The organism is Oikeobacillus pervagus, assembly GCF_030813365.1.
Lineage (GTDB): Bacteria > Bacillota > Bacilli > Bacillales > DSM-23947 > Oikeobacillus > Oikeobacillus pervagus.
Map to the genome: position 1 here is coordinate 62,917 of NZ_JAUSUC010000006.1, position 25,757 is coordinate 88,673.

25 protein-coding genes, 1 pseudogene and 2 riboswitches are annotated in these 25,757 nt (G+C 37.0%); of the genes and pseudogenes, 8 read left to right on the forward strand and 18 right to left on the reverse strand.

Features of this window, described 5'->3' with window-relative positions:
- Positions 1-135: 135 nt before the first annotated feature.
- The 10 genes from J2S13_RS03790 to ku all read right to left on the reverse strand — a co-directional run bounded on the left by J2S13_RS03790 (position 136) and on the right by ku (position 9,676).
- Positions 136-1,320, reverse strand: a complete 1,185-nt coding sequence (locus tag J2S13_RS03790; RefSeq protein ID WP_307256375.1) for an aminotransferase-like domain-containing protein — start codon at positions 1,318-1,320, stop codon at positions 136-138.
- Between the two features lie 563 nt (positions 1,321-1,883).
- On the reverse strand, positions 1,884-3,251 hold the full coding sequence (locus tag J2S13_RS03795) for an aspartate kinase (protein ID WP_307256425.1): 1,368 nt from the start codon (positions 3,249-3,251) through the stop codon (positions 1,884-1,886).
- Positions 3,252-3,597: 346 nt separating this feature from the next.
- A complete protein-coding gene (locus J2S13_RS03800) occupies positions 3,598-3,798 on the reverse strand; it encodes a cold-shock protein (RefSeq protein ID WP_307256376.1) in 201 nt (66 codons plus the stop codon).
- A gap of 407 nt (positions 3,799-4,205) precedes the next feature.
- Complete coding sequence (locus J2S13_RS03805; protein WP_307256377.1) at positions 4,206-4,700, reverse strand: GNAT family N-acetyltransferase; 495 nt, start codon at positions 4,698-4,700, stop codon at positions 4,206-4,208.
- A gap of 415 nt (positions 4,701-5,115) precedes the next feature.
- On the reverse strand, positions 5,116-5,751 hold the full coding sequence (gene thiE, locus J2S13_RS03810; RefSeq protein ID WP_307256378.1) for a thiamine phosphate synthase: 636 nt from the start codon (positions 5,749-5,751) through the stop codon (positions 5,116-5,118).
- The gene (thiM, locus tag J2S13_RS03815) at positions 5,732-6,547 is read right to left on the reverse strand and encodes a hydroxyethylthiazole kinase (protein WP_307256379.1); all 816 of its coding nucleotides are present in this window, start codon (positions 6,545-6,547) and stop codon (positions 5,732-5,734) included. The genes thiE and thiM overlap by 20 nt, the downstream gene beginning before the upstream one ends.
- A 23-nt stretch (positions 6,548-6,570) precedes the next feature.
- On the reverse strand, positions 6,571-7,374 hold the full coding sequence (thiD, locus tag J2S13_RS03820) for a bifunctional hydroxymethylpyrimidine kinase/phosphomethylpyrimidine kinase (RefSeq protein ID WP_307256380.1): 804 nt from the start codon (positions 7,372-7,374) through the stop codon (positions 6,571-6,573).
- Complete coding sequence (gene thiW, locus J2S13_RS03825) at positions 7,343-7,864, reverse strand: energy coupling factor transporter S component ThiW (RefSeq protein WP_307256381.1); 522 nt, start codon at positions 7,862-7,864, stop codon at positions 7,343-7,345. Before thiW ends, thiD begins: the two co-directional genes overlap by 32 nt.
- A 68-nt stretch (positions 7,865-7,932) precedes the next feature.
- Positions 7,933-8,044: riboswitch (TPP riboswitch) on the reverse strand.
- Between the two features lie 69 nt (positions 8,045-8,113).
- Positions 8,114-8,788, reverse strand: a complete 675-nt coding sequence (locus J2S13_RS03830) for a phosphatase PAP2 family protein (protein WP_307256382.1) — start codon at positions 8,786-8,788, stop codon at positions 8,114-8,116.
- Between the two features lie 51 nt (positions 8,789-8,839).
- Positions 8,840-9,676, reverse strand: coding sequence for a non-homologous end joining protein Ku (ku, locus tag J2S13_RS03835; protein WP_307256383.1), 837 nt, complete (start codon positions 9,674-9,676; stop codon positions 8,840-8,842).
- 151 nt (positions 9,677-9,827) lie between these two features.
- Between ku and J2S13_RS03840 the strand changes: the two genes are divergently transcribed.
- Positions 9,828-11,654 carry a DNA ligase D gene (locus J2S13_RS03840; protein WP_307256384.1) on the forward strand — a complete coding sequence of 609 codons (1,827 nt, stop codon included), beginning with the start codon at positions 9,828-9,830 and terminating at the stop codon, positions 11,652-11,654.
- A gap of 34 nt (positions 11,655-11,688) precedes the next feature.
- On the opposite strand, the gene ribH is transcribed toward J2S13_RS03840, so the two are convergent.
- The 5 genes from ribH to J2S13_RS03865 all read right to left on the reverse strand — a co-directional run bounded on the left by ribH (position 11,689) and on the right by J2S13_RS03865 (position 16,981).
- Positions 11,689-12,156 (reverse strand): 6,7-dimethyl-8-ribityllumazine synthase, encoded by a 468-nt coding sequence (gene ribH / locus J2S13_RS03845; protein ID WP_307256385.1) that lies wholly within the window; start codon positions 12,154-12,156, stop codon positions 11,689-11,691.
- Between the two features lie 12 nt (positions 12,157-12,168).
- A complete protein-coding gene (locus J2S13_RS03850; protein ID WP_307256386.1) occupies positions 12,169-13,362 on the reverse strand; it encodes a bifunctional 3,4-dihydroxy-2-butanone-4-phosphate synthase/GTP cyclohydrolase II in 1,194 nt (397 codons plus the stop codon).
- Positions 13,363-13,439: 77 nt separating this feature from the next.
- Positions 13,440-14,087 carry a riboflavin synthase gene (ribE, locus tag J2S13_RS03855; protein ID WP_307256387.1) on the reverse strand — a complete coding sequence of 216 codons (648 nt, stop codon included), beginning with the start codon at positions 14,085-14,087 and terminating at the stop codon, positions 13,440-13,442.
- A gap of 6 nt (positions 14,088-14,093) precedes the next feature.
- The gene (gene ribD, locus J2S13_RS03860) at positions 14,094-15,188 is read right to left on the reverse strand and encodes a bifunctional diaminohydroxyphosphoribosylaminopyrimidine deaminase/5-amino-6-(5-phosphoribosylamino)uracil reductase RibD (RefSeq protein ID WP_307256388.1); all 1,095 of its coding nucleotides are present in this window, start codon (positions 15,186-15,188) and stop codon (positions 14,094-14,096) included.
- Positions 15,189-15,562: 374 nt separating this feature from the next.
- A riboswitch (FMN riboswitch) is annotated at positions 15,563-15,708 on the reverse strand.
- 1,102 nt (positions 15,709-16,810) lie between these two features.
- Positions 16,811-16,981, reverse strand: a complete 171-nt coding sequence (locus J2S13_RS03865) for a hypothetical protein (RefSeq protein ID WP_307256389.1) — start codon at positions 16,979-16,981, stop codon at positions 16,811-16,813.
- A gap of 440 nt (positions 16,982-17,421) precedes the next feature.
- Here J2S13_RS03865 and J2S13_RS03870 point away from each other — a divergent pair.
- The 3 genes and pseudogenes from J2S13_RS03870 (at position 17,422) to J2S13_RS03880 (ending at position 18,581) form a co-directional block, all read left to right on the forward strand.
- Positions 17,422-17,607: pseudogene (locus J2S13_RS03870) on the forward strand (type II toxin-antitoxin system HicA family toxin).
- A gap of 30 nt (positions 17,608-17,637) precedes the next feature.
- Positions 17,638-18,051, forward strand: a complete 414-nt coding sequence (locus J2S13_RS03875; RefSeq protein ID WP_307256390.1) for a type II toxin-antitoxin system HicB family antitoxin — start codon at positions 17,638-17,640, stop codon at positions 18,049-18,051.
- A gap of 149 nt (positions 18,052-18,200) precedes the next feature.
- A complete protein-coding gene (locus J2S13_RS03880) occupies positions 18,201-18,581 on the forward strand; it encodes a YmaF family protein (protein ID WP_307256391.1) in 381 nt (126 codons plus the stop codon).
- 96 nt (positions 18,582-18,677) lie between these two features.
- Here the strand turns inward: J2S13_RS03880 and J2S13_RS03885 are convergent, their stop codons facing one another.
- Complete coding sequence (locus J2S13_RS03885) at positions 18,678-19,013, reverse strand: four-helix bundle copper-binding protein (protein WP_370873946.1); 336 nt, start codon at positions 19,011-19,013, stop codon at positions 18,678-18,680.
- A gap of 143 nt (positions 19,014-19,156) precedes the next feature.
- Between J2S13_RS03885 and J2S13_RS03890 the strand changes: the two genes are divergently transcribed.
- The 4 genes from J2S13_RS03890 to J2S13_RS03905 all read left to right on the forward strand — a co-directional run bounded on the left by J2S13_RS03890 (position 19,157) and on the right by J2S13_RS03905 (position 23,093).
- A complete protein-coding gene (locus J2S13_RS03890; protein ID WP_307256392.1) occupies positions 19,157-19,939 on the forward strand; it encodes an undecaprenyl-diphosphate phosphatase in 783 nt (260 codons plus the stop codon).
- Between the two features lie 18 nt (positions 19,940-19,957).
- On the forward strand, positions 19,958-20,554 hold the full coding sequence (gene uptA, locus J2S13_RS03895; protein WP_307256393.1) for an undecaprenyl phosphate transporter UptA: 597 nt from the start codon (positions 19,958-19,960) through the stop codon (positions 20,552-20,554).
- Positions 20,555-20,917: 363 nt separating this feature from the next.
- Positions 20,918-21,475 carry a GNAT family N-acetyltransferase gene (locus J2S13_RS03900; RefSeq protein WP_307256394.1) on the forward strand — a complete coding sequence of 186 codons (558 nt, stop codon included), beginning with the start codon at positions 20,918-20,920 and terminating at the stop codon, positions 21,473-21,475.
- A gap of 259 nt (positions 21,476-21,734) precedes the next feature.
- Positions 21,735-23,093, forward strand: coding sequence for an MATE family efflux transporter (locus J2S13_RS03905; protein ID WP_307256395.1), 1,359 nt, complete (start codon positions 21,735-21,737; stop codon positions 23,091-23,093).
- Between the two features lie 64 nt (positions 23,094-23,157).
- On the opposite strand, the gene J2S13_RS03910 is transcribed toward J2S13_RS03905, so the two are convergent.
- Together J2S13_RS03910 and J2S13_RS03915 are read right to left on the reverse strand one after the other, a co-directional pair.
- Complete coding sequence (locus J2S13_RS03910; protein ID WP_307256427.1) at positions 23,158-24,477, reverse strand: TrkH family potassium uptake protein; 1,320 nt, start codon at positions 24,475-24,477, stop codon at positions 23,158-23,160.
- Positions 24,478-24,684: 207 nt separating this feature from the next.
- Positions 24,685-25,464, reverse strand: coding sequence for an SDR family oxidoreductase (locus J2S13_RS03915; protein ID WP_307256396.1), 780 nt, complete (start codon positions 25,462-25,464; stop codon positions 24,685-24,687).
- Between the last annotated feature and the right edge of the window lie 293 nt (positions 25,465-25,757).

Below are 25,757 nucleotides of genomic sequence, written 5' to 3' on the forward strand. Positions count from 1 at the left end.
ATATATGTTACGCAAAACGTAATTTAAAGGATATCCAAAATTCTAAATTTTACAGTCTCCTAAACAGCAAGAAAAAGGAGCACTAATCATCAAGAGCTCCTTAAAAATGGATCTATTCACTTTCATCATCTTGTTTTAATAAACTTGTAATGCCTCGGAAAAAACATTGACGAAGGATTTCATTCCCTCTCTAATTTGTACGGGAGTTGGATGTGAAAAATTTAATCGCAACGTATTCTCTTTTGGATCATTTACATAAAATGGTGCACCTGGTACATAGGCAAATCCTTGCCCAATCGCCTTATCTAACATTTTTGTAGTGCTGATTTCCTCTGGCATCCGAACCCAGAAAAACATTCCGCCTCTAGGAACGCCATAACTTAATCCGTCCATATTTATTTTTTTCAGTTCATCTAGCATTAAATTCATTCGGAATTTATATTCTGAGCGAATCTTTTGAATGTGTGCCTCTATATCAAAGTCCTGCAACAAATAATAGAGAGCTTCCTGATCAATCAGGCTGGAATGTAAGTCTGCCCCTTGTTTTGCCTGAGCAATGACTTTCATAATCTCAATAGGTCCTGATATCCAACCTGAGCGTAGAGCAGGAACGACCGTTTTTGAAAATGTACTTGTATATAGAACGGTTGTGCCATCATCAAGAGCAGCGATTGGGGTAATTTCCTCCTCATGAAATTGAATTTCTCCGTATGGATCATCTTCAAATATAATGACATCATGCTCCTTTGCTAGTTGTAATAATGCTTGTCTTCTTTCTAATGTCCAAACTTTTCCTACTGGATTTGAAAAAGTGGGAACAATATAAATCGCTTTTGGATGATATGTTCTTATTTTTTCCTCTAAGTCGTCTAGGATCATCCCAAAATCATCTGATTGTACAGAGATGACCTTCGCTTCGTATGATTTAAACACTTGAAGAGCAGCAAGATATGTTGGATCCTCTGTCAAAACGACATCACCAGGGTCAAACATTACTCGGGAAAATAAATCAATTGCTTGCTGGGATCCAGTCGTCAATAGAATACGATCGACATTTGTAACAATTCCTTTTCTAGCCAAACGATCGACTAATACTTCCCGAAGAGGGACAAACCCCTCTGTTACTCCATATTGCAATGCTTGGTGACCTGACTGCAACGTTTTTTCAAAGGCTACTCGAAGTGGCTCCACTGGAAAAAGCGCGTCATCTGGAAGCCCTCCTGCAAAAGAAATCACATTTCCTTCATTAATCACCTTTAAAATGTCACGAACAGCTGATGAAGTCAAATGTTTTGTACGTGCTGCTAACCGATAATTCACTGTAGGTCCCACCTTTTTAATTTTAAAAATTCTAAATATTTACGATATTAAATAGCTTACCACTCTGATGCCAATTTATAAAGATGTATTTTACAAAATTCAAGATTTTTCGACACAAACGCCTACTTCCCGTAGTCACTTCATTTTTGGTAGAAAGGGGAAAAGAACATCACGATATTAAAAATTGAGGAATTTAAACATTGCTTACGGCTTCAAATTCTTGCTGACCGTCCCATAAAAAGCTCAAGATGTAACATTGGATTTCCGAGATTTCAAATTGCCATCTCTAAAAAACGAATACAACACAAAGGATTTGACATGATGTGTGAGAACTACATTTGTTTACATAATAATATTATGTAAACAGTTTTTTTGGAGAAATGACACGGAGGGATCCTATAAGACCGCCAACTTGCAAAACGATATAAATTTCATTTCTCCTTAACACGAATCGGCTATTTTTCCGCAATCTTTTTACAATGATCTCACCCTTTGTCATATTTTAGCGCAAATTAAAAGCAAACCTTAATGATAGGCTTGCTTTTCTATGATTCTATTATTTTTTATTGCATAATGGTTTTCATACTAAAAAATTCTTCGTATAGCGAACGTAATGCTTTATCTGTATCTTCTTCGTGAATTCCAAAGCCTAGACTGACTTCAGATGAACCTTGGTTAATCATTTCAATATTGACTCCAGCTTTTGTTAAGGCCGTTGTAGCTCTAGCAGAAATCCCTAGAGTATTATGCATCCCCTCTCCAACAAGGACAACCATTGCAAATCCTTTTTCGATAAATACATCATCCACTTCTAATTGTTCACGAATTTTTTGAATAATTTGCTTTTCTTTTTCTTCTGTCAGTTGGTGATTCCGAATGATAACTGAAGTGTCATCAATTCCAGATGGCATATGCTCATAAGAAACTTCTTCTTCTTCAAGGATTTGTAATAGTCGCCGTCCAAAACCTAACTCACGGTTCATTAAATATTTTCGAACATAAATGGTGGAAAATCCTTTATCAGCCGCAATACCAATCACCGGATTTTGAATATATTCCCGTTCAGCAATTATCATCGTACCTGGAGCAGATGGATTATTCGTGTTTTTTATACATACAGGTACAGAATGTCTAAAAGCTGGCATTAAGGCTTCATCATGAAATACTGAAAAACCTGCATAAGATAGTTCGCGCATTTCTCGGTAAGTCATCCGTTTAATTTTCGCAGGATTCTCAACGATTTTAGGGTTGGCAGCAAAGACAGAATCAACATCTGTGAAGTTCTCATAAAGCTCTGCATGAGTAGCCGCTGCTAAAATGGAACCTGTAATATCTGATCCCCCACGTGCAAACGTCACAATGGTCCCTTCCTTTGAATATCCAAAAAAGCCAGGGAATACGATGACCCCGTCCACTGCCCGTAGATTTTTTAAATTTTCATAGGCTTCTGGTAAAATGCGTGCTCTTCCAGGTTCATCACTTACCCATAGACCCGCTTCCTTTGGATTGACATATTTTCCATTTAGCCCAATACTTTTTAAATAAGCAGCGATCAATTTCGCATTATTATCTTCCCCACTTGCTTTTAGTTGATCTAAAAATAGTTCGTGATGTTCCCGATTTAGTTGGAGGCGTTCTCTTAAATCAGCCTCTATTACTTCCACAATTTCATTGTCCAGCCCTAAGCCAATTGCAATTTCTTCATAACGTGCAAGAACGACTTGTAGTTCTTCTTCCGCCTCACCAGTATTTAGTGCAGCCTCAGCTAAACGGATGAGTAAATCGGTTACTTTAATATCTGATTCAAATCTTTTTCCAGGAGCAGAGACCACAATAATCTTTCTCTTTGGATCATTTTGAATAATATTAGCAACTTTCTTAATTTGCTCTGCACTTGCTACTGATGTTCCACCGAATTTTGACACTTTCATAATCATTAAACCCTTTCCTACTTGTTTTTACGATACACGTCTTTCTCAAAAAAATGAGAATAATGAATTCCTTTCAGTCAATTCAAAATCTTTAGTTACCATTATAGCAATATTATTTCAATCTGTATGTATTAAAAATTTAGAAAAATGGAGATTCCGACAAATAATTGCCCTTTCCAAACGGTTTCTCTATTCAAAAAGTGCTTGTTCTCGGTGAACATTAATGATCCGTAGTTACTTGTGAATTTTGTGACGACCTTTGTTCTTAGATTCAAGCTTTACCTAGAACCATTTTAAAAAATCAAAAAGTGTAGCACAATACAATGTGCTACACTTGACTTATTTCTTAGACTTTTTGAACATTTTCAGCTTGTGGGCCACGACTTCCTTCAACAATATCGAAGGTTACATCTTGCCCCTCATCTAAAGACTTATATCCCTCACCTTGAATCGCGCTATAATGGACAAATACATCGTCCCCACCTTCCACTTCAATAAATCCAAAGCCTTTCTCCGAGTTAAACCATTTTACTTTGCCTGTTGCCATTTTAATCCTCCTAATTTCCTTTAAAATAAACGTAATTCCAGATTATTGAATTACTATATTGTTAATATGCCTTAAAATGAGGAAATTAAAACATAAAAACAAAAAAAACCATGAAATTTTGCCAATTCAAAAACTTAATCACGAATTGTTACCGAAACTAATGAGGAAAATCAGGCAAACATCCATAATTTTTTATAAAGTTCAACTAACATTCAGTAAGGATTTTCTTCATCCCCCACTGAATGTTAGTTGAACTTATCGGGCCTTTAAGAGCAGTGATCCTCCACTAAGCAGTTCAGTTTTGGAGTAGAGAAACAGAAATGATGTTAGAAAAATACACAGAAATAACAGCATTTTGGTATGTAAAACGACAATCAAATTAGCAACCATTTTAGACATTATTGAGTTTATAACAACTTATATAGATAGTATTCATTAACAGGATTTCCGTTTATTATTAACGAATGTACTTTTTCGCCCTCTAAAGTAAAGCCCATTTTTCTATATAAGTTGAATGCTTTTGTATTATCTTTGATAACAGTAAGCTCTAATCTTGAAATTTCAACTTCTTTTGCCCAGTCAAAAACTTGATTGAATAGTTTAGTTGCTATCCCTTGTCCTTGATATTCTTCAAGGACACCTAAAACAAGATATGCAGAATGTTGGTTTCGTTTTAGATTACCACCTAACGCTTCGATAAACCCAACTATTTTGTTTTCTATTTCGGCTACAAAGAAGATTGATTTCTTTTCAGATAGGATTCTTTCTATTGATTTTCTTTGTTGTTCAACAGTCGTTTGTTTTTCCCCAGGCTCATACATCATAAATCCAGACTCATCTATTTTTTTATTTAACTCTACAAAATTTTCTGCATCACTTACTGCAATCGGTCTAATTATCATTGTAGTTCCCCTTTGTTTTCCACATTTTGCCATAATTCAAAAGGCAATTATCTGAAATAGATAATATCGTTTAGTTCAAACACTTTATCTGAAATACTGTATGTATTCGGCATAATATTTCACGATGGCTTGAGACCTTTCGAAAATCAGTCAATCAACCTTATCTGCATTGACATTCTTAGGTTTAATGAACTTCACCTCTTATCAGCCTCCAAATCATTTTGTTGTGGAGGTTTTACTGCCCGTTAAGGTGGGACAAAGTGGAATTTTGTCAGTGCAAGAGCTTTTGGTTGGGAATTAGTTTTGCTCGGTTAATATCCGCTCCAGGCGCCTATTTTCCGCTTATATTACAGCGAGACTCGTCAGTGCTTAAGCCCCTTCTGCTCCAATCAACATTGACCTTTTACACAGCTTTTCATTTAAAGAAACGACAATATTGATGCAACTGTTTGGTAGATTGGTAACCATTTTCGGCAGATAAAATGGCTGAAACAACTGCAACCCCATCAATCCCCTGATCTGTAAGCTTAACGATATTACCTTCATGGATTCCACCAATCGCAACGGCAGGGATGGAGACCGATTGAGTAATTTTTCTTAGCATCCCTTCTGCTAACACTTCGGCATCTTTTTTACTATTTGTCGGGAAAACAGCCCCTACCCCTAAATAATCTGCCCCCATTTGTTCTGCTTGTTTTGCTTCTTCCACTGTTTTGGCAGAAACGCCTACTATCATATTTTCCGGAACAATTTTTCTTACCGCTTCTACTGGTAGATCCTTCTGACCAATATGAACACCATCTGCCTCCACAGCTAATGCAATGTCAATTCTGTCGTTAATGATCAGTGGAATTTGATATCTTCTCAATAATTCCTTTAATTTTTTCGCTTTTTCAAAGAACTCTTTTCCATCCGTGTTTTTTTCCCGCAGTTGAACCAAGGTCACTCCACCTTTGATTGCTGATTCCACTTTGCTTAATAAGCTCTCAATTGGCATTGATTCATCGGTAACTAAATAGAGGGTTAATAAATCAGCTACATTTGTTTTCAATGATCTTGACCTCTTCTCTCCATATATCGCCTGTCATAAGTGAAATTTCATCAATAATTTTCATCCGAAAAGTAGCTGTCCCTACCGGCTTTTGCAAGAATCGATAGGCTCTCTCACCGGCTATGCTCATAACTGAAGTTCCAGCAACAGCTGCAGCAAATAGATGTTTGGTACATCCACTAAAACTACCGATTAAGGAAGTAGACATACAACCAGTCCCCGTTACTTTTGTCATCATGGGGTGTCCATTATGTATTTCGACCATACGTTCACCATCGGTTATAATATCCGTTGCTCCCGTTACGGCTATAATCGCTCCAAGCTTCTGACTTGCATGGATCGCAAGTTTAGCTGGGTCAATCTGTATGTCTCCAGCATCCACTCCTCTTGTAGAACCCTCTTCACCGATTAAAGCAGCAATTTCCGATTGATTGCCTCGAACAACGGAGACTTCTACTTGGTCTAGAAGTTCTTGCGCCCTTTTTGTTCGATATTCAGTCGCTCCCACTCCGACTGGGTCAAAAATAACCGGTATCTCTATATGATTTGCCATCTTTCCTGACAGGATCATCGATTCAAATGAAGGTTCTCCTAAAGTACCGAAGTTTAAAACTAGACTTTGGGCTAGTTTTGTCATATTGGCCGCTTCCTGTTTCGCATCCGCCATAACTGGTGACCCCCCAATGGCCAATGTCACATTGGCACAATCATTGATTGTGACATTATTCGTGATATGGTGTACGAGCGGGTGTTTGGATTGAATTGAAGAAAATAAACGTAAAATTTCGTCTTTCATAAGATCCGATCGTCTCCTTTTGTCTACTGTTGATAACCCGCTTTTTGATATAATTCATAAAAATGATGGGTTGGGCCATGTCCTTTTCCGATATCTAAACTATGGGTAATGGCCATTGAAATATATTGTTTTGCCTTTTTTACGGCAGTATATAAATCATTCTCTTTCGCTAAGTTTGCGGCAATCGCTGAAGAAAGAGTGCATCCTGTTCCATGAGTATTTTTTGTGTGAACTCTCTTTCCTTTAAACCAATGAATATTTTCACCATTAAAGAAAAGATCATGGGGTTCCCCCTCAAGATGTCCCCCTTTTAATAACACATTGGCTGCTCCTAATTCACAAATTTTTTTACAGGCTGTTACCATGTCTTCCTCTGTCTGGATTTTTATTCCTGTTAATTCCTCTGCTTCTGGAACATTTGGAGTGATGATATCTGCTAACGGAACTAGTTTTTCAATTAATGCTTTCACCGCATTTGGCAATAGAAGAGAATGCCCGCTTTTTGAAATCATCACCGGGTCTAATACAATTGGCTGAGATTTTCTTTCCTTTAAACTACTTGAAACAGTGTCAATAATTTCAACAGATGAAAGCATGCCAATTTTCACGGCATTGACTGGAAGATCATCGTAAATCGCCTCAATCTGCTGCCGAATGATATCGACATCAATATTTTGAACGCCCCTTACTTCCTTTGTATTTTGCGCTGTGACAGCTGTTATAACAGACATTCCAAATACTCCATGTGCTGAAAAGGTTTTTAAATCAGCTTGAATTCCTGCTCCTCCACCTGAATCAGAACCGGCGATAGTTAGTGCTGTTTTCATATAAAATTCCTCCTACCTGTGGTGTTTTTAAAAGAGCCTTGACTAAAACTATTCCAATGATTGCTCCACCAAGGGAACTAATGATGAAAGATGGAATAAACCCAAATAAAGCCACTTCTTTTCCGAGAAACAAAAGGGCTATAGGATAAGAGCAAATCGCCCCAATCATTCCTGTCCCAATGACTTCACCAAAAAAAGCCCAGGAAAGTTTTTTGCTATATAAAAATAGTAAACTAGCAAGCAAAGCTCCGATCATACTACCTGGAAATGCTAACAGTGAGCCTGTTCCAAATAAATTTCGCAATAATGAAGTCGTAAAGGCTTGCAACACGGCGTAACTTGGACCTAATAGAACGGCTGAAAGAATATTTACAACATGCTGGATGGGAAACACTTTAGCAAATCCAACCGGTATATAAATTAAATGACTTGTGACCGTTGTGATCGCCACGAGCAATGCGGTGATCGTTAACTTACGCGTTTGATTCAATGAATAATCCCCCAATGCCTTATGCACTGGGGGATTGGTGTTTACAAAAAACGTAAAAAAGTTTATTAAAAATCAATTTCACACTTTCCTACGCTGGTGTTAACCAGATCAGGTTCTAGGGTCAAAGAATAGTGGATTCTTACTCTCAACTGGCCATATCCAGCTCCCCCAGTGCGCGTTATTCACTTTTCCTCCATCAATATATCATACCACTTCTTTTTTTGTAAATGTTCCGCTTGAAGAGCCAATTCATCCCGACTTTTGCCTCTTTTTCTTGATAAGATGCCAAACATCTTGATATAAAAAGATAGAAATAAACAACCAAACAGCTCCTATAAAATATCCCCCAATCACATCCGTTGGATAATGAACCCCTAAATAAATTCTTGAAATCCCAATTAATAAAACCGAAAGCATTGCCAGACTGATTCCCAAAATTCTGGAAAATTTATGTTTTAGAAGTTCAAATAATAAAAATGCGATCAATCCATAAAAAACAAATGAATTCATTGAGTGTCCGCTTGGAAAGCTGTATCCACCTTGGTGTATTAAAGGGTGAATATCTGGTCGTTCCCTTTGAAAAATCTCCTTCAGAACACGATTTAGCATGACACCAGAAACAATTGTGAATATAAAAAATATACTGTACTTCCCTCTTTTATAAATCATTAACCAAATGATCACGACGATACTGCCGATGGAAATCCATTTAAAGGATCCAAAAAACGTGATCCACTCCATCCCTTTCGTTAAATTAGGGGAAATTCTTGCTTGAATAAAATCAATGACAACCTTGTCAAAATAAACAACTTCATTCCCTTTCCACATTTGAATCACGACCATAAATCCTATCGTGAAAACAATGACGGATAAGAGGAGCAAGATAAAATACCTCGCGGTTCGTTTCATTTCTTTTTCATTCATTGTTCTCATCCTATTTATGTATTGGGCAACCAGAGTCACCCATTTTTTTCATCACTGTGCTTTTTTCTTCGTAATCGTTTTTCTTCTTTTTGCCGGTTCTTTCTTTTCCGTCGACGGTTTTGTTCGATCAATGGACGCTTGTAAGGCAGCCATTAAATCGGTCACATTTGTTTTCGTTTCCTTTTCCTTGGCAGTCACTAAATTTTTTCCATGTCGTTTGGACTCAATTAATTCCATTAAATGTTTACGATATTCGTCTTCAAATTTTTCTGGTACAAATGGAGTCGTTAATTGATCAATTAAAAGAATGGCTGTGTCCAATTCTTTTTTCGTTAGTTCGTTTTCAACCGGAACATTGGGCACATCGGCTGCTTTTCTTACCTCATCAGGATAATGGATGGTCTCCATTAATAATGTATTTTCATACACACGGATCACAGCCAATTGTTCCTTTGAACGCATCATAATCTTCGCAAGTCCCACTTTTTCGGACTCATTTAAAGCGGTTCGTAACAGGGAATAGGCTTTAGACCCTCCTTCATTAGGAGACATGAAATAGCTGCGATTAAAATAGATGGGGTCAATTTCGTTTATTTTAATGAAATCAATAATCTCTACTGCTTTCTCTTCATTTTGTTTTTTTAATTCTTCCAGTTCTTGTTGGTCAATGACCACGAATTTCCCTTTTGTGATTTCATACCCTTTTACCATATCTTCACTTTTTAATTCTTCTTCACAAACAGGACATACTTTCTCATATTTAATTGGTGTATGGCATTTTTTATGAAGGGTTCGTAAAGATATATCTTTATCTTCTGTTGCTGCATGTAGTTTGATCGGAATATTCACCAAACCAAAACTGATGCTCCCTTTCCAAATGGTATGCAAATATCTCACCTCTTCCCGAATAAAAATAAGTGATTCTGAACTTATTTTGCACCAATTCAACATCGAATCATACTAATGAAGATTTGGAAATAACATTCGAAAAGAAGGGAGATAATAAGAAAAGTTTACAAAAAAAGAAAAGGGGAACCAAATGAATTTAATGTTACCGACATTAAAAATGGAATGTCCAAATGATACTAATTGGTTATATGAAATAAAATACGATGGATTTCGCGCTATCCTTAAATGCGACCAAAATGAGCTCCAACTAATCAGTCGAAACGGAAAAGATTTGCTCCCTCTTTTTCCCGAAATTCGCCAATTTTTACATTTAAAAAAAGCGGAACTTGAACCTTTTTATCCGTTCACATTAGATGGTGAATTAGTAATTCTATTCTCTCAAGGAAAAGCAAATTTTTCGCAAATACAAACGCGTGGGCGAATGCGTTCACAAGTTAGAATTGAAGAAGCGTCTGAAGAAAAGCCTGCCACTTTATTAGTTTTTGATGTTCTTCAATTAAAAGGAAAGGATCTCAAGAATTTAACTTATCGAGAACGAAAGAAGAAATTATTTTCACTCTTTGAAACCTGTCAATTCCCTCTATCCCCCGAATTAACTGAAGAAAATCGGGTCCAGCTCGTTCCTACTTTTCAAAGTAAGGATGAGGTAATGCAGATGGTTGATTTTTATGACGGCGAAGGAATTGTAACAAAACATGCATTATCAAACTGGGAAAATAAACGTACAGAGAAATGGATCAAAACGAAAAATTGGAAGAACGTCAATTGTTTTATTACAGCCTTTGATGAACAAAATGGCTATTATCATATTGCAGTCTTTAAAGAGAAAGAAATTTATCCGATTGGGGCGTTTTATTTTGGGATTACCCCACAAGAAAAACAAGTGTTAAATGAGATCATCAAGAAGAATTCTAATCGTAAAGAAAAATCTATGTATTATATCCACCCTTCTATATGTGTGCAAATTCTTTATCTAGAGTGGTATGAAGATGGGTTAAGGGAGCCGCATTTCCATTATTTTTTATTTGATCACTCAGCTGAAGATTGTACATGGGAACAAATGCAACTAGATGCTCTATCTCTGCCCGAAGTAGTAGAAATCACTCATCCTGAAAAACCTTTATGGTCCAGTCTTTCTATCAACAAATTAGATTATATTTCTTATTTAAGAAGAATCGCACCCTTTATGATGCCTTTTTTACAAAGTCGAGCCCTTACCGTGATCAGATATCCACATGGTTTTGGAGCAGAAGCATTTTTCCAAAAAAATTGTCCTGACTATGCTCCCTCCTTTATTAACCGGACAACTACAGGAGATATCGACTATATTGTTTGCGATTCTTTAAAAACGTTTCTTTGGTTAGGAAATCAATTAGCCATTGAATTTCATATTCCATTTCAAACCATACATTCACCTTTTGTAAGTGAAATTGTATTTGACTTAGATCCACCTTCACGAAATCAATTAGAATTGGCCAAAAGAGCCGCATTGGACATTAAAGAATTATTAGATGCACTAGGGCTAACCTCTTTTGTCAAGTTTTCCGGTAATAAAGGACTTCAAGTCTATATTCCATTGCCTGACGAGCAATTTTTATGGAAAGATACCCAGACCTTTACAGAAACCATTGCCCATTTTCTGAAGGCAAAAAGACCCGAATTATATACGTTAGAACGTCTGAAAAAAAATCGAAAAAACCGCTTATACATTGATTATATACAACATCGGGAAGGAAAAACCATCATTGCGCCTTATTCCTTAAGAGGAAATGAGGATGGGTTAGTGGCAGCTCCCTTATTTTGGGAGGAAGTCGAAACATTTGATGCTCAAGTATTGACGATGAATCATGTCATTGAAAGGCTCACATTATACGGATGCCCTTTTTCATCCTATTTTAAAATAAAAAAAAACCAGCCCTTTGCTCAGGTTTTGCACATGTTCAAAAACAAGGATTGAACCAACGTTCAATCCTTGTTTAAAGAATTATTCATTACTCAAAGCTTTTGGAAAGGTTCGCCATCTCAATAGCGGTTACCGCTGCTTCCCATCCTTTATTTCCTGCTTTTGTTCCAGCTCTTTCGATGGCTTGTTCGATTGTTTCTGTCGTTAATACACCAAAGATCACTGGAATTCCTGATTGTAAACTTGCTTGGGCAACTCCTTTTGTCGCTTCATTGCTCACATACTCAAAATGAGCTGTTGATCCACGAATGACAGTTCCTAATGTGATAACGGCATCATATTTTTTGGATTCAGCCATTTTTTTGGCGATTAAAGGAATTTCAAATGCGCCTGGTACCCAAGCAATTTCAATATCATCCTCTTGTACGCCATGGCGAATCAGTGCATCTTCTGCCCCACTTAATAGTTTTCCTGTAATAAAATCATTAAATCTTGCCACTACAATCCCAATTTTCAATCCTGTTCCGACTAAGTTTCCTTCATAAATCGTCTTCATTCTCTATTCCCCCTATATTTTAAGCATATGTCCTAATTTTTGTGCTTTTGTCCGTAAGTATCGTTCATTTTCCGCCTTCACTGGCATTTGTATAGGTACTCTTTCAACGACTTCTAAACCATATCCTTTTAAACCAGCGATTTTTCGCGGATTATTTGTTAATAATCGCATTTTTGTAATGCCTAGATCTTGAAGAATTTGCGCCCCAATTCCGTAATCTCGTAAATCAGCAGCAAAGCCCAACTTATGGTTTGCTTCTACTGTATCTAGCCCTTCTTCTTGCAATTTATAGGCTTTTAATTTATTCATCAACCCAATTCCGCGCCCTTCTTGTCTCATATAAAGAAGAACCCCTCTTCCTTCTTCTTCAATTTGCTTTAAGGCAGCAGCTAATTGTGGTCCACAATCACATCGACAAGAACCAAACACATCACCTGTTAAGCATTCTGAATGAACACGCAACAAGACAGGTTCAGGTGTCGTAATATCTCCTTTGACGAGTGCAACATGCTCTTGGTGATTCACAATATCTGTAAACCCAATTGCTCTGAAATGACCGAAATCAGTCGGCAAGTCAATTTCCACCTCACGAACGACGAGTTTTTCTTTTTTTCTTCTATATTCAATTAAATCTTCTATAGTAATCATTTTGATTTGAAAATGATCAGCTATTTTTCGTAAATCAGGTACTCGTGCCATTGTTCCATCTTCATTCATGATTTCACAAATAACGCCAGCAGGTTCTGACCCAGCTAATTTAGCTAAATCGACAGCCGCCTCTGTATGTCCCGTTCTTTTTAGGACTCCTCCTTTTTTCGCAATAAGAGGGAAAATATGACCAGGTTGATTAAAATCTTGTGGTTTTGCTTCTTTTGTCATCATTTCTTCAATCGTTCTCGACCGTTCAAAGGCACTAATTCCTGTATGTGTTGATTGATGATCAATACTAATCGTAAAAGCCGTTCCGTGTGAGTCGGTATTTTGGTTTGTCATCATTTTTAAACCTAATTGTTCCGCTTTTTCTTCCGTAATGGGGACACAAATAAGTCCTCGTCCTTCTTTCGCCATAAAGTTGATCATCTCAGGTGAAACTTTTTCAGCTAACCCAATAAAATCTCCCTCATTTTCACGGTCTTCATCATCCACCACAATGACCACTTTACCTGCTTTTAAATCTTCAATTGCTGCTTCAATTTGATCAAACATCAAACATTCACCCCTTTTAATTCATGGCTGTTTCTTGAAATTTATCGTTAATGAGAACGAATAGATAATTTCTTTTATTAAATAAAGCCATTCTCACGTAACATCGACATGGATAATGTGCTCTTCTTTTTTTCTTCCTGTTTTTGGGTCATTCTTTGAACATATTTTGCAAGTAAATCACATTCAAAATTCACAACATCCCCCACATTTTTTTGAGAAAGAATCGTGGTTTCCTGTGTGTGTGGAATGAGCGAAATAGTGAAAAAATTTTGCTCTGTTTCAAAAATGGTTAACGACGTACCATCTACCGCAATAGATCCTTTATACATAAGAAAGTGAGCAAAATCATTAGGAATAGAAATTTTTATATATAAGGCATTATCCACCGTTTTCTTGGAGAGAATTTGTCCAAGTCCATCGACATGTCCCGTCACAAAATGACCTCCAAAGCGGCCATTTGCCGACATGGCTCGTTCTAAATTGACTTTTGAGCCCATTTTAAGTTGCTTTAGCGATGTGGAATGAAATGTTTCTGGCATGACATCCACATGAAACTCATTTGCTGTAAACTCAGTCACCGTTAAACAAACCCCATTGACGGCAATACTATCCCCTAAATGAACATCATTAAGAATGTTGTTTGCTCCAATCACAAGTTTTAATGATTGCTGTCCTGATTGAATCCTTTTTATTGTTCCAATTTCTTCTACTATACCTGTAAACAATCGATATCACGTTCCTTTTTTTAATATGGCTGTTATTTTGATATCTGGGCCAATCATTTCAACATTGGTAAATTGTAGCGGAAGGGCAGATTCCATTAGTTCCATTCCTTCACCGCCAAATGGTCCAGGGGAAGTTTTTCCGCCAACCAATTTGGGTGCCGTATAAACAATCAGCTTTTGAAAAGCTTGCTCTTTTAAGAAAGAAGCATTTACTTCGGCTCCTCCTTCAACAAATAATGTCATCATTCCAAGTTGACCCAATTCTTCTAACAAGGTTGGAATATGGATTGTTTCTGTATTTTGTCTCATAATGGTCAGATTATTTCTATTCTGCAATAAGGCCTCTTTTTCATTTGAAGCATTCTTTCCGCAGACAATAATTGTTTTTACAGACGAATCTGCCACTACGTGAACATCTTCTGGAATTCGAAGATGGGTGTCAAGCACAATTCGAATGGGATTTTTTCCACCTTGGGGCAATCTGGTGGTAAGAAGAGGGTTGTCCTTTAAAATGGTATTAATACCAACTAGAATAGCGTCATTTTGATGGCGTAATTTATGCACATCCAAACGTGCTTGTTCACTCGTGATCCATTTACTAGAACCTGTAAAAGTCGCTGTTTTTCCATCTGCTGTTATCGCTGTTTTAATCGTTACATAAGGGGTTTTTGTTTGAATATAGTGAAAAAATACGTTGTATAGGTTTTTCGCTTCTTGCCCACCAATTCCGACCTCTACTTCTATTCCCGCTTTCCGCATTTTTTCGATGCCTTTTCCAGCAACAAGCGGATTAGGGTCGGTTGTTGCAATCCATACTTTCTTGATCCCTTTTTCAACTACAAGATCTGCACAAGGTGGTGTCTTTCCGAAATGTGAGCAAGGTTCAAGAGTCACATATAAATCAGAACCCATCGCCTCATCTCCAGCCATCTCTAATGCATGTACTTCTGCATGAGCTGTACCTGCCTTCAAATGAGCCCCCATTCCAATAATTCGGCCATCCTTTACAACGACGGCGCCTACTGGGGGATTTGGTGACGTTTGACCATCAACGCTTTTGGCAAGACGAAGGGCAAGGTCCATGTAATCTTCAGCAAGCATGAAAAAGCATCCCTCCTATTTTGTAGGCATAAAATAAAGCCTTATTTTTTGAATGTTCTTCAAACTAGTTAGATTCGGTTTGAGGTAAGGATTCCGGAATAGTGAAAAAAGCCGAATCCCTCATGGTTCAAGACCTATCTATATCATGAAAATGTGATTTAAACTCCCCTTAATTTAAAAACAAAAAATCCCGTACAATCAACTATTGTACGGGGCGTTTTACAGACATTAGAAGGCAAAATAGAAAGGAATGAATGTCATCTATCTATTTTTGCACTGTAAGTAAGCTTGTCCTTTTTCCCAAAAAGACAGCAACAGCTTTTTACTTTTCCAGCATGACTAAATATGCGTTAAAAACTATTTTTTAAAACGCAACTCTCCTTCTCCCATCCAGACTTTCACTGTCGGCTTTGGAATTACACCAAATCCACCGTAAACCAAAGCCGGTATACGGGTCACGGGCTAAGAACGATTGTTCATCACCGCCGGTCGGGATTTTCACCCGGCCCCGAAGGAATATCTATTCGATTGTAATCTTATTATCGCTGTTACAATCTTATTATGTCAAGGTTTTTGCAAATCTATTTAGGTTTAATTCGGATTGAAAATGGACGTTGTTGACCAGTTTCGTCAACAATTCGTCAACAACTCGTCAACAATCATCTTTTTAAAATATGGTAAAATATTCTAAAAAAGATGATTAGAGGAGTAGCATAATGACCGAAAAACAACCTATTGAAATTTCTCATGGTTTAAGATGCAACCTGCAATTATATCTTTTTGATCTTTATTCCTAATAAATTTACCGACTCTTTAAGAATACGTAAAGTTCATCTAAACGATTAATATGAGGAACAAAATTGCCTGATTTTTTGCTCCTTATAAAATGATTGCCTAAATATTGATATTGGGGAAATATGGATTAATAGCCTTGAAAATAACATGTACACAGATAAAAGTATATCCCTTTTAACTCTTTATATTTGGACTGAAAATTTATTAATGAGGGCCCACATTGATTCTATTGACAAACTACAAAATGCCAATTTAAAAAAGATAAGATGTATTGATCCTAAGGCGATGAAAGAAATTGAAATGAAGTTGAATAAGACCTGCACCCTCTAATAAAAGATAATTCCCCCTCCAACAGGAGAGCGGAATGTTACTGCAAAAACTCATATTTAGAAATAAACCCTGCTACCCAATTTCAATTTTTAAATCGTACTTTCCAGTTAATCATTCATTTTACCTCCCTACTTTTGAAACATGGCATAAAAAGGAGCAACGCACCGCCCACAATAGTACTAATTAACGTACCAATGCTTGCATTTGTGATTGCCATTCTAGGCCATTTTGTATTTTCTTTAATCTCCTTTAATGATTACTGTTTTCCCTAGATTTTATGATCCTGTAATAGTTGTTTATCCTGGAGAATCCTAATATCTGTTTTGATTAATTCAGTATCTCTTTTAATCCCTCAACTTCATTTGTAATATCCTGTTTCCATTGATCCAGTTCACATTCCACTTATGTCACCCCATCTTTCCGAGTGAATAAAAAAGAACCTTCTTATGGTTCATTCAAATTCGATATTTTTTCTACCAAAAAATTCGCCTTTTCAGTTAACTCTTGCACTGACTTCCACAACAAACTAACCATGGAATATTTTCCTCCTTCACTATTTCATTGAACAAAAATCCACATTCAGGGCATAGACAATCAAAGTTTTCATTCTCAAATTCATCTAAATCTATTTTTTCTTGTTCAAACTCTTGATAAGTTCTTGTCATCATGTTCACAATCTCCGGCAAATTGAACCCTGAAAGTTCAACGTCCACTGTCCCCACATCTAACTCGAGCAATAGATCCTTTAAAAGTTCTATGTTCGATTCCTCTGAAATTTTATTCAAGCTAATTTTAAGTGCTTTTTCCTGTTGGTCATCTAGATTAACAATGGAACATTCTATTTCCGAATAACCCTGATCAAGTAGAATATAAAAACATCACCGCAAGGATGGCGCAATCAAATATATGGGTATACCAACCAGGTACGGGTATTCCGCCCCCCATCCTGCCTCCTAGTTTAACAAGCCGATTTACGTTTCTTTTTCTAATTCGATAATTAACAACGGCTTATCTCTCACGGTTAACAGCTCCTTTTGTAAATTAAAGTACTGATAAAAAACACGTATAATTAGTACGTGTTATAATAAAATATAGAATGGAGGAGGGCATAATATCTTCAAGGGAAATCTTACAGTTACTTAAGAAAGACGGTTGGTACTGACATAGGATTGTTGGAAGTCATCATCATTTCAAACATCCTACCAAGGAAGGAACAGTCACAGTCCCACACCCAAGAAAAGATTTAAAGATTGACACACTTAATTCAATACTCAAGCAGGTAGGGCTTAAATAAAAGCCCTCCTGTAAAGGAGGTTTTATATAAATGGCAAAGTATTTATTTCCTGCGATTTTCGATCCAGGCACAGATGGAAGCGATGGTTACACCGTCACATTTCCTGATTTACCAGGATGTATTACCGAAGGATCTAACATGGCAGAAGCTATGCACATGGCAAAAGATGCGTTAGAAGGTTTCTTGTATGGTATGGAAGAAGATAATGAAACAATCCCTTCTCCTTCTACACCTCATATGATCTCGGTTCCCTCTGGTGGGTTTATCGCCGTCGTTGAAGCATCGACTAATTTCATACGTGACGAAATGGAAAAGAAGGCGGTTAAAAAAACATTAACCATTCCCAAATGGCTGAATGATGCAGCCGAATCAGAAGGAATTAATTTTTCCCACCTTCTGCAGTTCGCTATTAAAGAACGTTTAGGTATTAGAAAGAACATTTGAACCAGGTGTTACGCTTGGTTCTTTTTTGTGCATTATAAAAAGCACCCAACTAATTGAATGCCTCTTCTAATTGTTCTTTTCCAAAAAATGGTTCCAAATTTCAGGAAACTTTCATACATTATCAAAAAGAGATTTGGGAGGTTTACCAATTGGAAATACCTATTTCTGGTTTTATGTGCCATTCAAGTGATCGGAATCAAAATCCACTTCACTCTCATCATCTTTATATCACTTCTTGGGATGGAAGACCTATTCATGTTCATGAATTTAAAGGAGTTACCTCTTATGACGATGGACATGATCATAGATATGCTGGAACAACTGAACCGGCACCAAGTGGTGTTCAACATACTCATAGATATTTTACTTTTACTTCTTTTAATGATGGCCACAGACATCAAGTGAAAGGAGTGACAGGTCCTGCCATTCCCCTTCCAGGTGGCAATCATTATCATGAATTTAGAGGGGTTACAACCATACAAGGGAGAACTCCTCATAGACATCGCTATAATGGTAGGACTAGTCGGTAATTCTTCTTAGCTGACCTTTTCATAAGATTGTGTAAAATGAAACAGGTGGACAAAACAGCCATTTTTCTCCACCTGTTTATCGTTCCTTCGATTTTTTCACTTACATATCATCTTTACGGCCACTTTCCTCCATATTTCCACACATTCATCACAAGCTTGGGCACAATCACGGCAGTGTTGATATCCATGTTTCTTGCACTCGATTGCACACGCTTCGCAAATTTGAGCACAGAGTCCACATATCTCCCCAACAAATGGGCTGCTTCTTTGCATGGACTGGATTGCAAGATTGCAAATATCAGCACATTCCCTTTGTAAATCCATACAACCTGCTAGGTTTGCTTCTGCCTTTTTACAAGCATGAAAGCTAATATTACATGCTTCCATACAGCGAAAACAGGCCTTGATCATGTTATTCAATTGTGCATCCACGGTTCATCCCTCCTCACACTAGTCATAATTTCCCCTAATCTTATTTCTTCATCCTACTAATCCCTTTTTAAAATGACTCATGAATACTCCCTTCACTGAATAAAGTGATAAAAGGAATCTTGTCCATTTAAGGAGGGATATTCTTGCTATCAAAATTCGAAGCATGGATTTTAGGGATGATTCAAGGGCTCACGGAATTCTTACCAATTTCAAGTACAGGTCATTTATACCTCGCTAGACATTCCTTCGGCTTAGATGAAGCGGGGTTATTTCTTGATACGATGCTACACGTTGGGACATTGCTTGCAGTTTTCGTTGTCTATCAAAAAGAACTCTTTTCAATAATCCGGCACCCTTTTAGTAAATTAAGTAAAATCATGATCATAGGAACAATTCCTGCCGTTATAGTTGGGGTTCTTTTCGAAGATTTTTTTGACTCCATTTCAAAATCAGGTGCGACCATTGGATGGGAGTTTTTAATTACGGGGGGCATTTTATATTTTGCGGATGGAGCAAAGAGAGGATCAAAATCGTTGGAGGAAATGACGTATCGTGATGCCTTATTTATTGGGAGTTTCCAAGCTGCAGCCATCTTTCCAGCACTTTCACGTTCAGGTCTAACGATTGCCGCCGGGTTATTTCGCCAATTAGATCGGAGAGAAGCGGCCTATTTTTCCTTCCTATTATCCACTCCAGCCATTGCGGGAGGAGTCGTTTTTCAAGCAAAGGAGATATTCACTGGAACAGTAGAATCCATTTCATTGACTAGTTTGATGATCGGTACCATTTCGTCTGCCCTTTTCGGCTATTTTGCTATTGTTGGGATGATTAATTTTCTAAAAAAACGGTCATTGAAAATATTTGCCTATTATGTTTGGACTCTTGGAATCCTTATTTTAGTTTTGCAATGGACAGGAATTTTTTGATACAGGGGGAAAAACGATATGGAACAAACGGTTTATCCAGTTCTTGAATACCTTGGTTCTCTAGGTTACATAGGGATCGCTCTTGCTTTAATGATTGAAGTAATTCCAAGTGAAATTGTGTTAAGTTACGGAGGATATTTGATAGCCAAGGGAGAGATAGGCTTTATAGGCGCCCTCACAGCAGGGGTTGTCGGGGGAACATTAGCCCAAGTTTTTCTATATTGGCTTGGTCAGTACGGGGGAAGACCGTTTTTTCGTAAATATGGGAAGTGGTTACTCATTTCTGAAAAACAAATCCTTGCCTCCGAAAAATGGTTTGAAACATATGGGCCGTTTGTCATCTTCACGGCTCGTTTTATTCCTGTTGTTCGCCATGCAATTTCCATTCCAGCTGGTTTTGCTAAAATGCCACTGAAACTATTTTTCGTCTATACCTTTTGTGCCATGATTCCTTGGACGATTTTATTTCTGTTACTAGGAATTGAACTAAGCGAACATTGGGATACAGTGGAAGAAATAGCTGGTCGGTATATTACTCCTATTGCCCTTATTGCCTTTCTATTACTCTTAGCCTATTTACTTTTTTCATTTCGAAATAAAAAGCAGAAAGAATAACTTTTTTTGTCATTTTTTATTATCCTTATATAGCACTATGTTTACAATTTCTTCATATTTTTAGACATAAAATTTTAACAAAAAACCTATTTCCAAATTGAAATAATTTGTGTATGATACAAGAGAAATCTTTATTTTTTATCTTCCTCATCGTTTTTTTGAGGGTGTTCAACAATGGTTAAACATTTCTAATTAGCTAGAAAATGTTTAGGGAAGGCAAATGGTGCGCCACCAGTTTCTTAACTGGTTCTAGTGGGTTCGATTCCCACCCCGAAATTTTTTATGTACTTTATGAAAAATTTCGAGGGCGGGATCGGTATTCTGTTAGGACCATACTGCCCTCTAAAAAATGGAGGGATCACAATGATTAAGAAACGTGAGTTAACGGAAAGTCATGTATTATATGACTTGATGTCGCACAAGGATGTCTTCCCTTTTGTGCGTCATAAAGCCTATTCACATGAAGAGTATTTATTCTTGACAAAACAAACAATGGAAGCTGAAGAGCGTGGAGAGTTAATTTCCCGCACGATTTTAGATGAATGGCAAAACCCGATTGGAACGATTAATTTATACGATATCAACAATCAAGCTGGCTTTCTCGGCACATGGTTAGGAAAGCCATTTCATGGAAAAGGCTATAATACGATGGCAAAAGAAGCTTTTTTTCAGGAGTTGTTCTATGAGTTGGAAATAGAAACTGTATTTATGCGGATTAGAACAGAAAATATTCGATCTAGAAAAGCAGCAGAGAAATTGCCTTATGTTTTATTTGCCAATGAAACACGTCCGACCATTTTTGCAGAATTAAATCGCAACGGTAAGAAATATGATCTTTATGAAATTCCAAAAGATTTATACACCTTCCATTTAGCAAAAGTTCAAAGTGAACAAACTAACGAACAAGTACTAGAAGCGTAATTGAAAGAAATGCCTCTCACCATTTCTACACCATCTATTCCTTTTGCTTATCTTCAAATGAGATGCAAACCCATGATAAACCGAGAAAGGTCTAGTTGCCCTTCTCGGTTTTCCACTTCATATTAGATGTCTAGACTGAGGATCTCTTTTCAAACTATAATTTTCAATTCTAGCAAAAAAGTTTCCCTTTTAGGTCCAGTCATAGTAAACTATAATTTTGGATAATTGATGGTAACATACAAAATGAAGGATGGAAATTATGAAGCAAACATGGAACAAAAAAGAAAAATTACAACAATTTCTCGTCATCTTTATTCCCATTTTCATTACACAAATTGGAATGTATTCAATGAATTTTTTCGATACGATGATGTCAGGACAGTTTTCACCTAATGACCTAGCAGGCGTTGCTATTGGATCTTCTTTATGGGTGCCTATTTTTACTGGATTAAGTGGCATCCTCCTATCGATTACACCGATTGTTGCACAGTTAATTGGGGCAAATAACAAAAAAGAAGTTCCTTTTTCAGTGATACAAGGTCTTTATGCAGCGATCACGCTTGCTTCATTTGTATTAATTATCGGTGGATTTGTACTAGAACCGATTTTAAGTCGCATGAACTTGGAACCAACAGTCCATATGATTGCTAAGAACTATTTAATAGCGTTGTCATTTGGAATGATCCCGTTATTTATGTATACAGTGTTACGCTCATTTATCGATGCGTTAGGAATGACACGAACTTCGATGATGATTACACTGCTTACTTTACCCATTAACTTCGTTTTAAACTATTTATTAATTTTCGGAAAGTTTGGTTTCCCAAGATTGGGCGGAGTTGGGGCTGGATATGCGTCTGCAATGACTTATTGGTTCATTACCATTATCGCTATATTTGTTATTTATAGAAATCGACCATTTTCAAATTTCCATGTTTTCCGGACATTCTATCTCCCTTCTTTCAAAAAATGGAAGGAAATATTCACAATTGGAGTTCCCATTGGTCTATCTATTTTCTTCGAAACGAGTATCTTTTCTGCGGTTACTTTGCTCATGAGTGAATATAGCACGACCGTAATCGCCTCTCATCAGGCAGCTCTAAATTTTTCATCATTACTTTATATGCTTCCTTTAAGTATATCGATGTCATTAACGATTGTCGTTGGACATGAAGTGGGAGCAAAACGATTTAACGATGCAATCGAATACAGTTGGCTAGGGGTTTCAATTGCCATCGTTTTTTCTAGTATTTTAGGAATTCTATTGTTTATTTTTCGGGAGTCAATCGCTATGATCTATACGGATCAGCAAGAAGTTGTTCATCTTACTGCCCAATTTTTAATGTTTGCTGTCTTTTTCCAACTTTCTGATGCAATTCAAGCACCCGTGCAAGGTGCTTTACGTGGATATAAAGATGTAAATGTGACGTTTGTCATGGCAATGGTCAGTTATTGGATCATCGGTCTACCTTTGGGAATAATACTAGCAAGGACAACAAGTATGGCTGCATTCGGTTATTGGATCGGCCTAATCGTTGGTCTAGCTGCAGGTGCAGTCACCTTATCATTACGCCTATTTTATATTCAAAGAAAAAAATATCAAGCTTTGAAAGCATAAAAAAACGAGAGATTCACTCTCTGGATATTTCAATCCTCAGAGAAAATGTCTCTCTTATTTCTAATTAACCTGTTAATATATCCTCACTTGGATAACGAAATCTAGCCTTCTCTTTTTTCGCTAACATAAATGCCACTGTAAGGGGGCCTAATTTCCCCATTAACATGACAAAAATGATGATAAATTTCCCTATGAAGGTTAAGGAAGAGGTAATCCCCATCGACAATCCTACCGTAGAAAAAGCGGAAATAACTTCAAAGAGGATCGGCAAGAACTCAGCATCTTCTGTGATGTTCAAAATAAAGACCGCAATCGCAATCACAAAAATGCTGATGGAAGCAATGGCTAGTACTTTAAGAATATAGAGTGGTTGTATACTTCGTTTAAAAATGTGGATATCATGCTTGCCTCGAATAAAGGTAATAACCGCAAGGCTAATGACAATAAAAGTCGTAAGCTTAATTCCCCCACCTGTTGAACCACTTCCCGCTCCAATGAACATAAGGATTAAAAACACAAAGAGGGTAGACTCATCTAATGACCCAATCTCAATCGTATTAAACCCAGCTGTTCTAGTTGTAACAGCTTGAAAATAAGAAGCCCATAATTTATCTGAAAGTGGAAGTAACCCTATCGTCTTTTCATTCGTATACTCTAATAAAAAAATAATTAGAAACGCAACAAGATTGATGACTAGGGTCGCTGACAGCATAATTTTTGTATGTAATGAAAACTGTCGCCATTTTTGCTTATTCCATACCTCAATTAGTACGGTATAACCAAGTCCACCCAAAATAATCAATGTCGTAATTCCTATATTAATGATAGGATTTCCGATATAACGAGAAAGTCCATCCGACCAGAGGGCAAATCCTGCATTATTAAAAGCAGAAATCGCATGAAAAAAACTATAAAAACTTCCTCTGCCCCACCCAAACTCTGGAATCCACTGAGCAGCAAGAAAGATCATGATTGAAACTTCAATGGAAAGTGAAAAAATGAAAATATATTTTACTAATCGGATGACTCCCCCAATTTGAATTTGGTTTAAAGCTTGTTGGATGATTAATCTTTCTTTTAATCCAATTTTTTTCCCTAGCATGATAAAAATGAGAACAGCGAAAGACATAATACCAAGTCCACCTGTTTGAATTAATAAAGCAATGATTACTTGACCGAATGTTGTAAATTCCTTCGACACATCCACTACTCCAAGTCCAGTAACGGTCATGGCAGATGTGGAAGTAAAAAGGGCATCCATCCAAGAAATGGGGGTATTCGTCGAAATCGGCAATTTTAGCAATACCGCTCCTATCGTAATAAAGGAAGCATATATGATAAAAAGTAAATATGATGGAGAGATTTTGAGTGATTTCATTTTAATATCCTCATTTCTTTAACTAAACTACACAATCCTTTTTCTTACAAAAATAAGTCAATGAAATACATAAGTTTCATCCATTTTGGAATGATTATTGAATGAACCTATTGGTAGAAATGATTCTTGTATAATGTGATATTATTTTACTCTTCGAATTTTTAGTTGTAAAGTTATTGTAAGATAAAAAAAAGACAGGTGCATCCCCGTCTTCTACTCCTCGACTCGAAATACCTTCCCTAACACATCTTTACCACCCGTAACCGGAATAATACTTCCCGTAATAAAATCGGATTGTTGGGAACAAAGGAAGGATATAACTCGAGCTATATCTTCCCCAGTACCAGGTCGACCAACAGGTGTTGATCCATCCACAGCCTTTATGCCATCTTCAATCTTGCACTCTTTCCAATCCCCAATAATATCACCTGGGCACACCATATTAGCGGTAATTCCATTGTTCACTTCCTCAATCGCAATGGTTCGGGTCAAGGAGGCCACCCCTGTTTTAGCCGCAGCAAATGCGGAACGATAGATCCACCCTGGGGCGGTCTCAACGCGATCAAAGCCTAACGTTATGATTCTCCCCCATTTTTTCTTTCTCATATATGGAAGAGCTAGTCTTGTTAAGTAAAACACACTATTTAAATTCCCATTCATAATATATTGCCATTCTTCAATTGAATAATCATCTGATTTTTTTCGTTCTTTTATATACGGACCTGCGTTATGAATTAAAATATCAATACCATCAACAAAAGTACAACATTTGATCATTAATTGTTCACTTTCTGTTGGAGATGAAATATCGCCTTTCACTGAGAATGCTTGGACTCCAAAACGACTCTCTAGTTCACTTACTAAAACTTCCGCTTCCTTTTGGCTTGTCCGATAATTGACGAGGATATTGAAACCTTGTTCAGCAAGATGATAGGCGATCCTTTTTCCAATCCCTTTGGCACCACCGGTTATTAACACCGTCTTCTTTCCCATTTGATCCTCTCCAATATTATATTTCTATTTTAATAGTATTCATCAACTCCATTTTATGCAAATATTCCGATTGAACAAAAGCGGATGTAACTGTAAAGGGGAGACTAGCAAAAGACAAGACCTGCAAGAAGGTGTTCTTTTCCTTCTAAAAGGGATTGACTTTTGACCTCGAGCCCCTAGGAACCGTAACTGGATTAATGATCCTTTTTCTTCCATTAACACTTCTCTATTTCTTTTCTTATTTCCTGCCTGGATTTGAATTTTATTCAAAAAATGAACAGAATCGATCATAT

Coding starts and splice junctions, on each gene's coding strand:
- thiD (WP_307256380.1), bottom strand. CDS start 7,374: ATGAAAACAGCACTAACTATCGCCGGTTCTGATTCAGGTGGAGGAGCA.
- J2S13_RS03865 (WP_307256389.1), bottom strand. CDS start 16,981: ATGATGACAAGAACTTATCAAGAGTTTGAACAAGAAAAAATAGATTTA.
- J2S13_RS03800 (WP_307256376.1), bottom strand. CDS start 3,798: ATGGCAACAGGCAAAGTAAAATGGTTTAACTCGGAGAAAGGCTTTGGA.
- J2S13_RS03805 (WP_307256377.1), bottom strand. CDS start 4,700: ATGATAATTAGACCGATTGCAGTAAGTGATGCAGAAAATTTTGTAGAG.
- thiM (WP_307256379.1), bottom strand. CDS start 6,547: ATGAAAGACGAAATTTTACGTTTATTTTCTTCAATTCAATCCAAACAC.
- J2S13_RS03875 (WP_307256390.1), top strand. CDS start 17,638: ATGGCAAAGTATTTATTTCCTGCGATTTTCGATCCAGGCACAGATGGA.
- J2S13_RS03830 (WP_307256382.1), bottom strand. CDS start 8,788: ATGAATGAAAAAGAAATGAAACGAACCGCGAGGTATTTTATCTTGCTC.
- J2S13_RS03905 (WP_307256395.1), top strand. CDS start 21,735: ATGAAGCAAACATGGAACAAAAAAGAAAAATTACAACAATTTCTCGTC.
- J2S13_RS03795 (WP_307256425.1), bottom strand. CDS start 3,251: ATGAAAGTGTCAAAATTCGGTGGAACATCAGTAGCAAGTGCAGAGCAA.
- J2S13_RS03840 (WP_307256384.1), top strand. CDS start 9,828: ATGAATTTAATGTTACCGACATTAAAAATGGAATGTCCAAATGATACT.
- ribH (WP_307256385.1), bottom strand. CDS start 12,156: ATGAAGACGATTTATGAAGGAAACTTAGTCGGAACAGGATTGAAAATT.
- J2S13_RS03900 (WP_307256394.1), top strand. CDS start 20,918: ATGATTAAGAAACGTGAGTTAACGGAAAGTCATGTATTATATGACTTG.
- J2S13_RS03850 (WP_307256386.1), bottom strand. CDS start 13,362: ATGTTTGATCAAATTGAAGCAGCAATTGAAGATTTAAAAGCAGGTAAA.
- J2S13_RS03915 (WP_307256396.1), bottom strand. CDS start 25,464: ATGGGAAAGAAGACGGTGTTAATAACCGGTGGTGCCAAAGGGATTGGA.
- uptA (WP_307256393.1), top strand. CDS start 19,958: ATGGAACAAACGGTTTATCCAGTTCTTGAATACCTTGGTTCTCTAGGT.
- ribD (WP_307256388.1), bottom strand. CDS start 15,188: ATGCTTGCTGAAGATTACATGGACCTTGCCCTTCGTCTTGCCAAAAGC.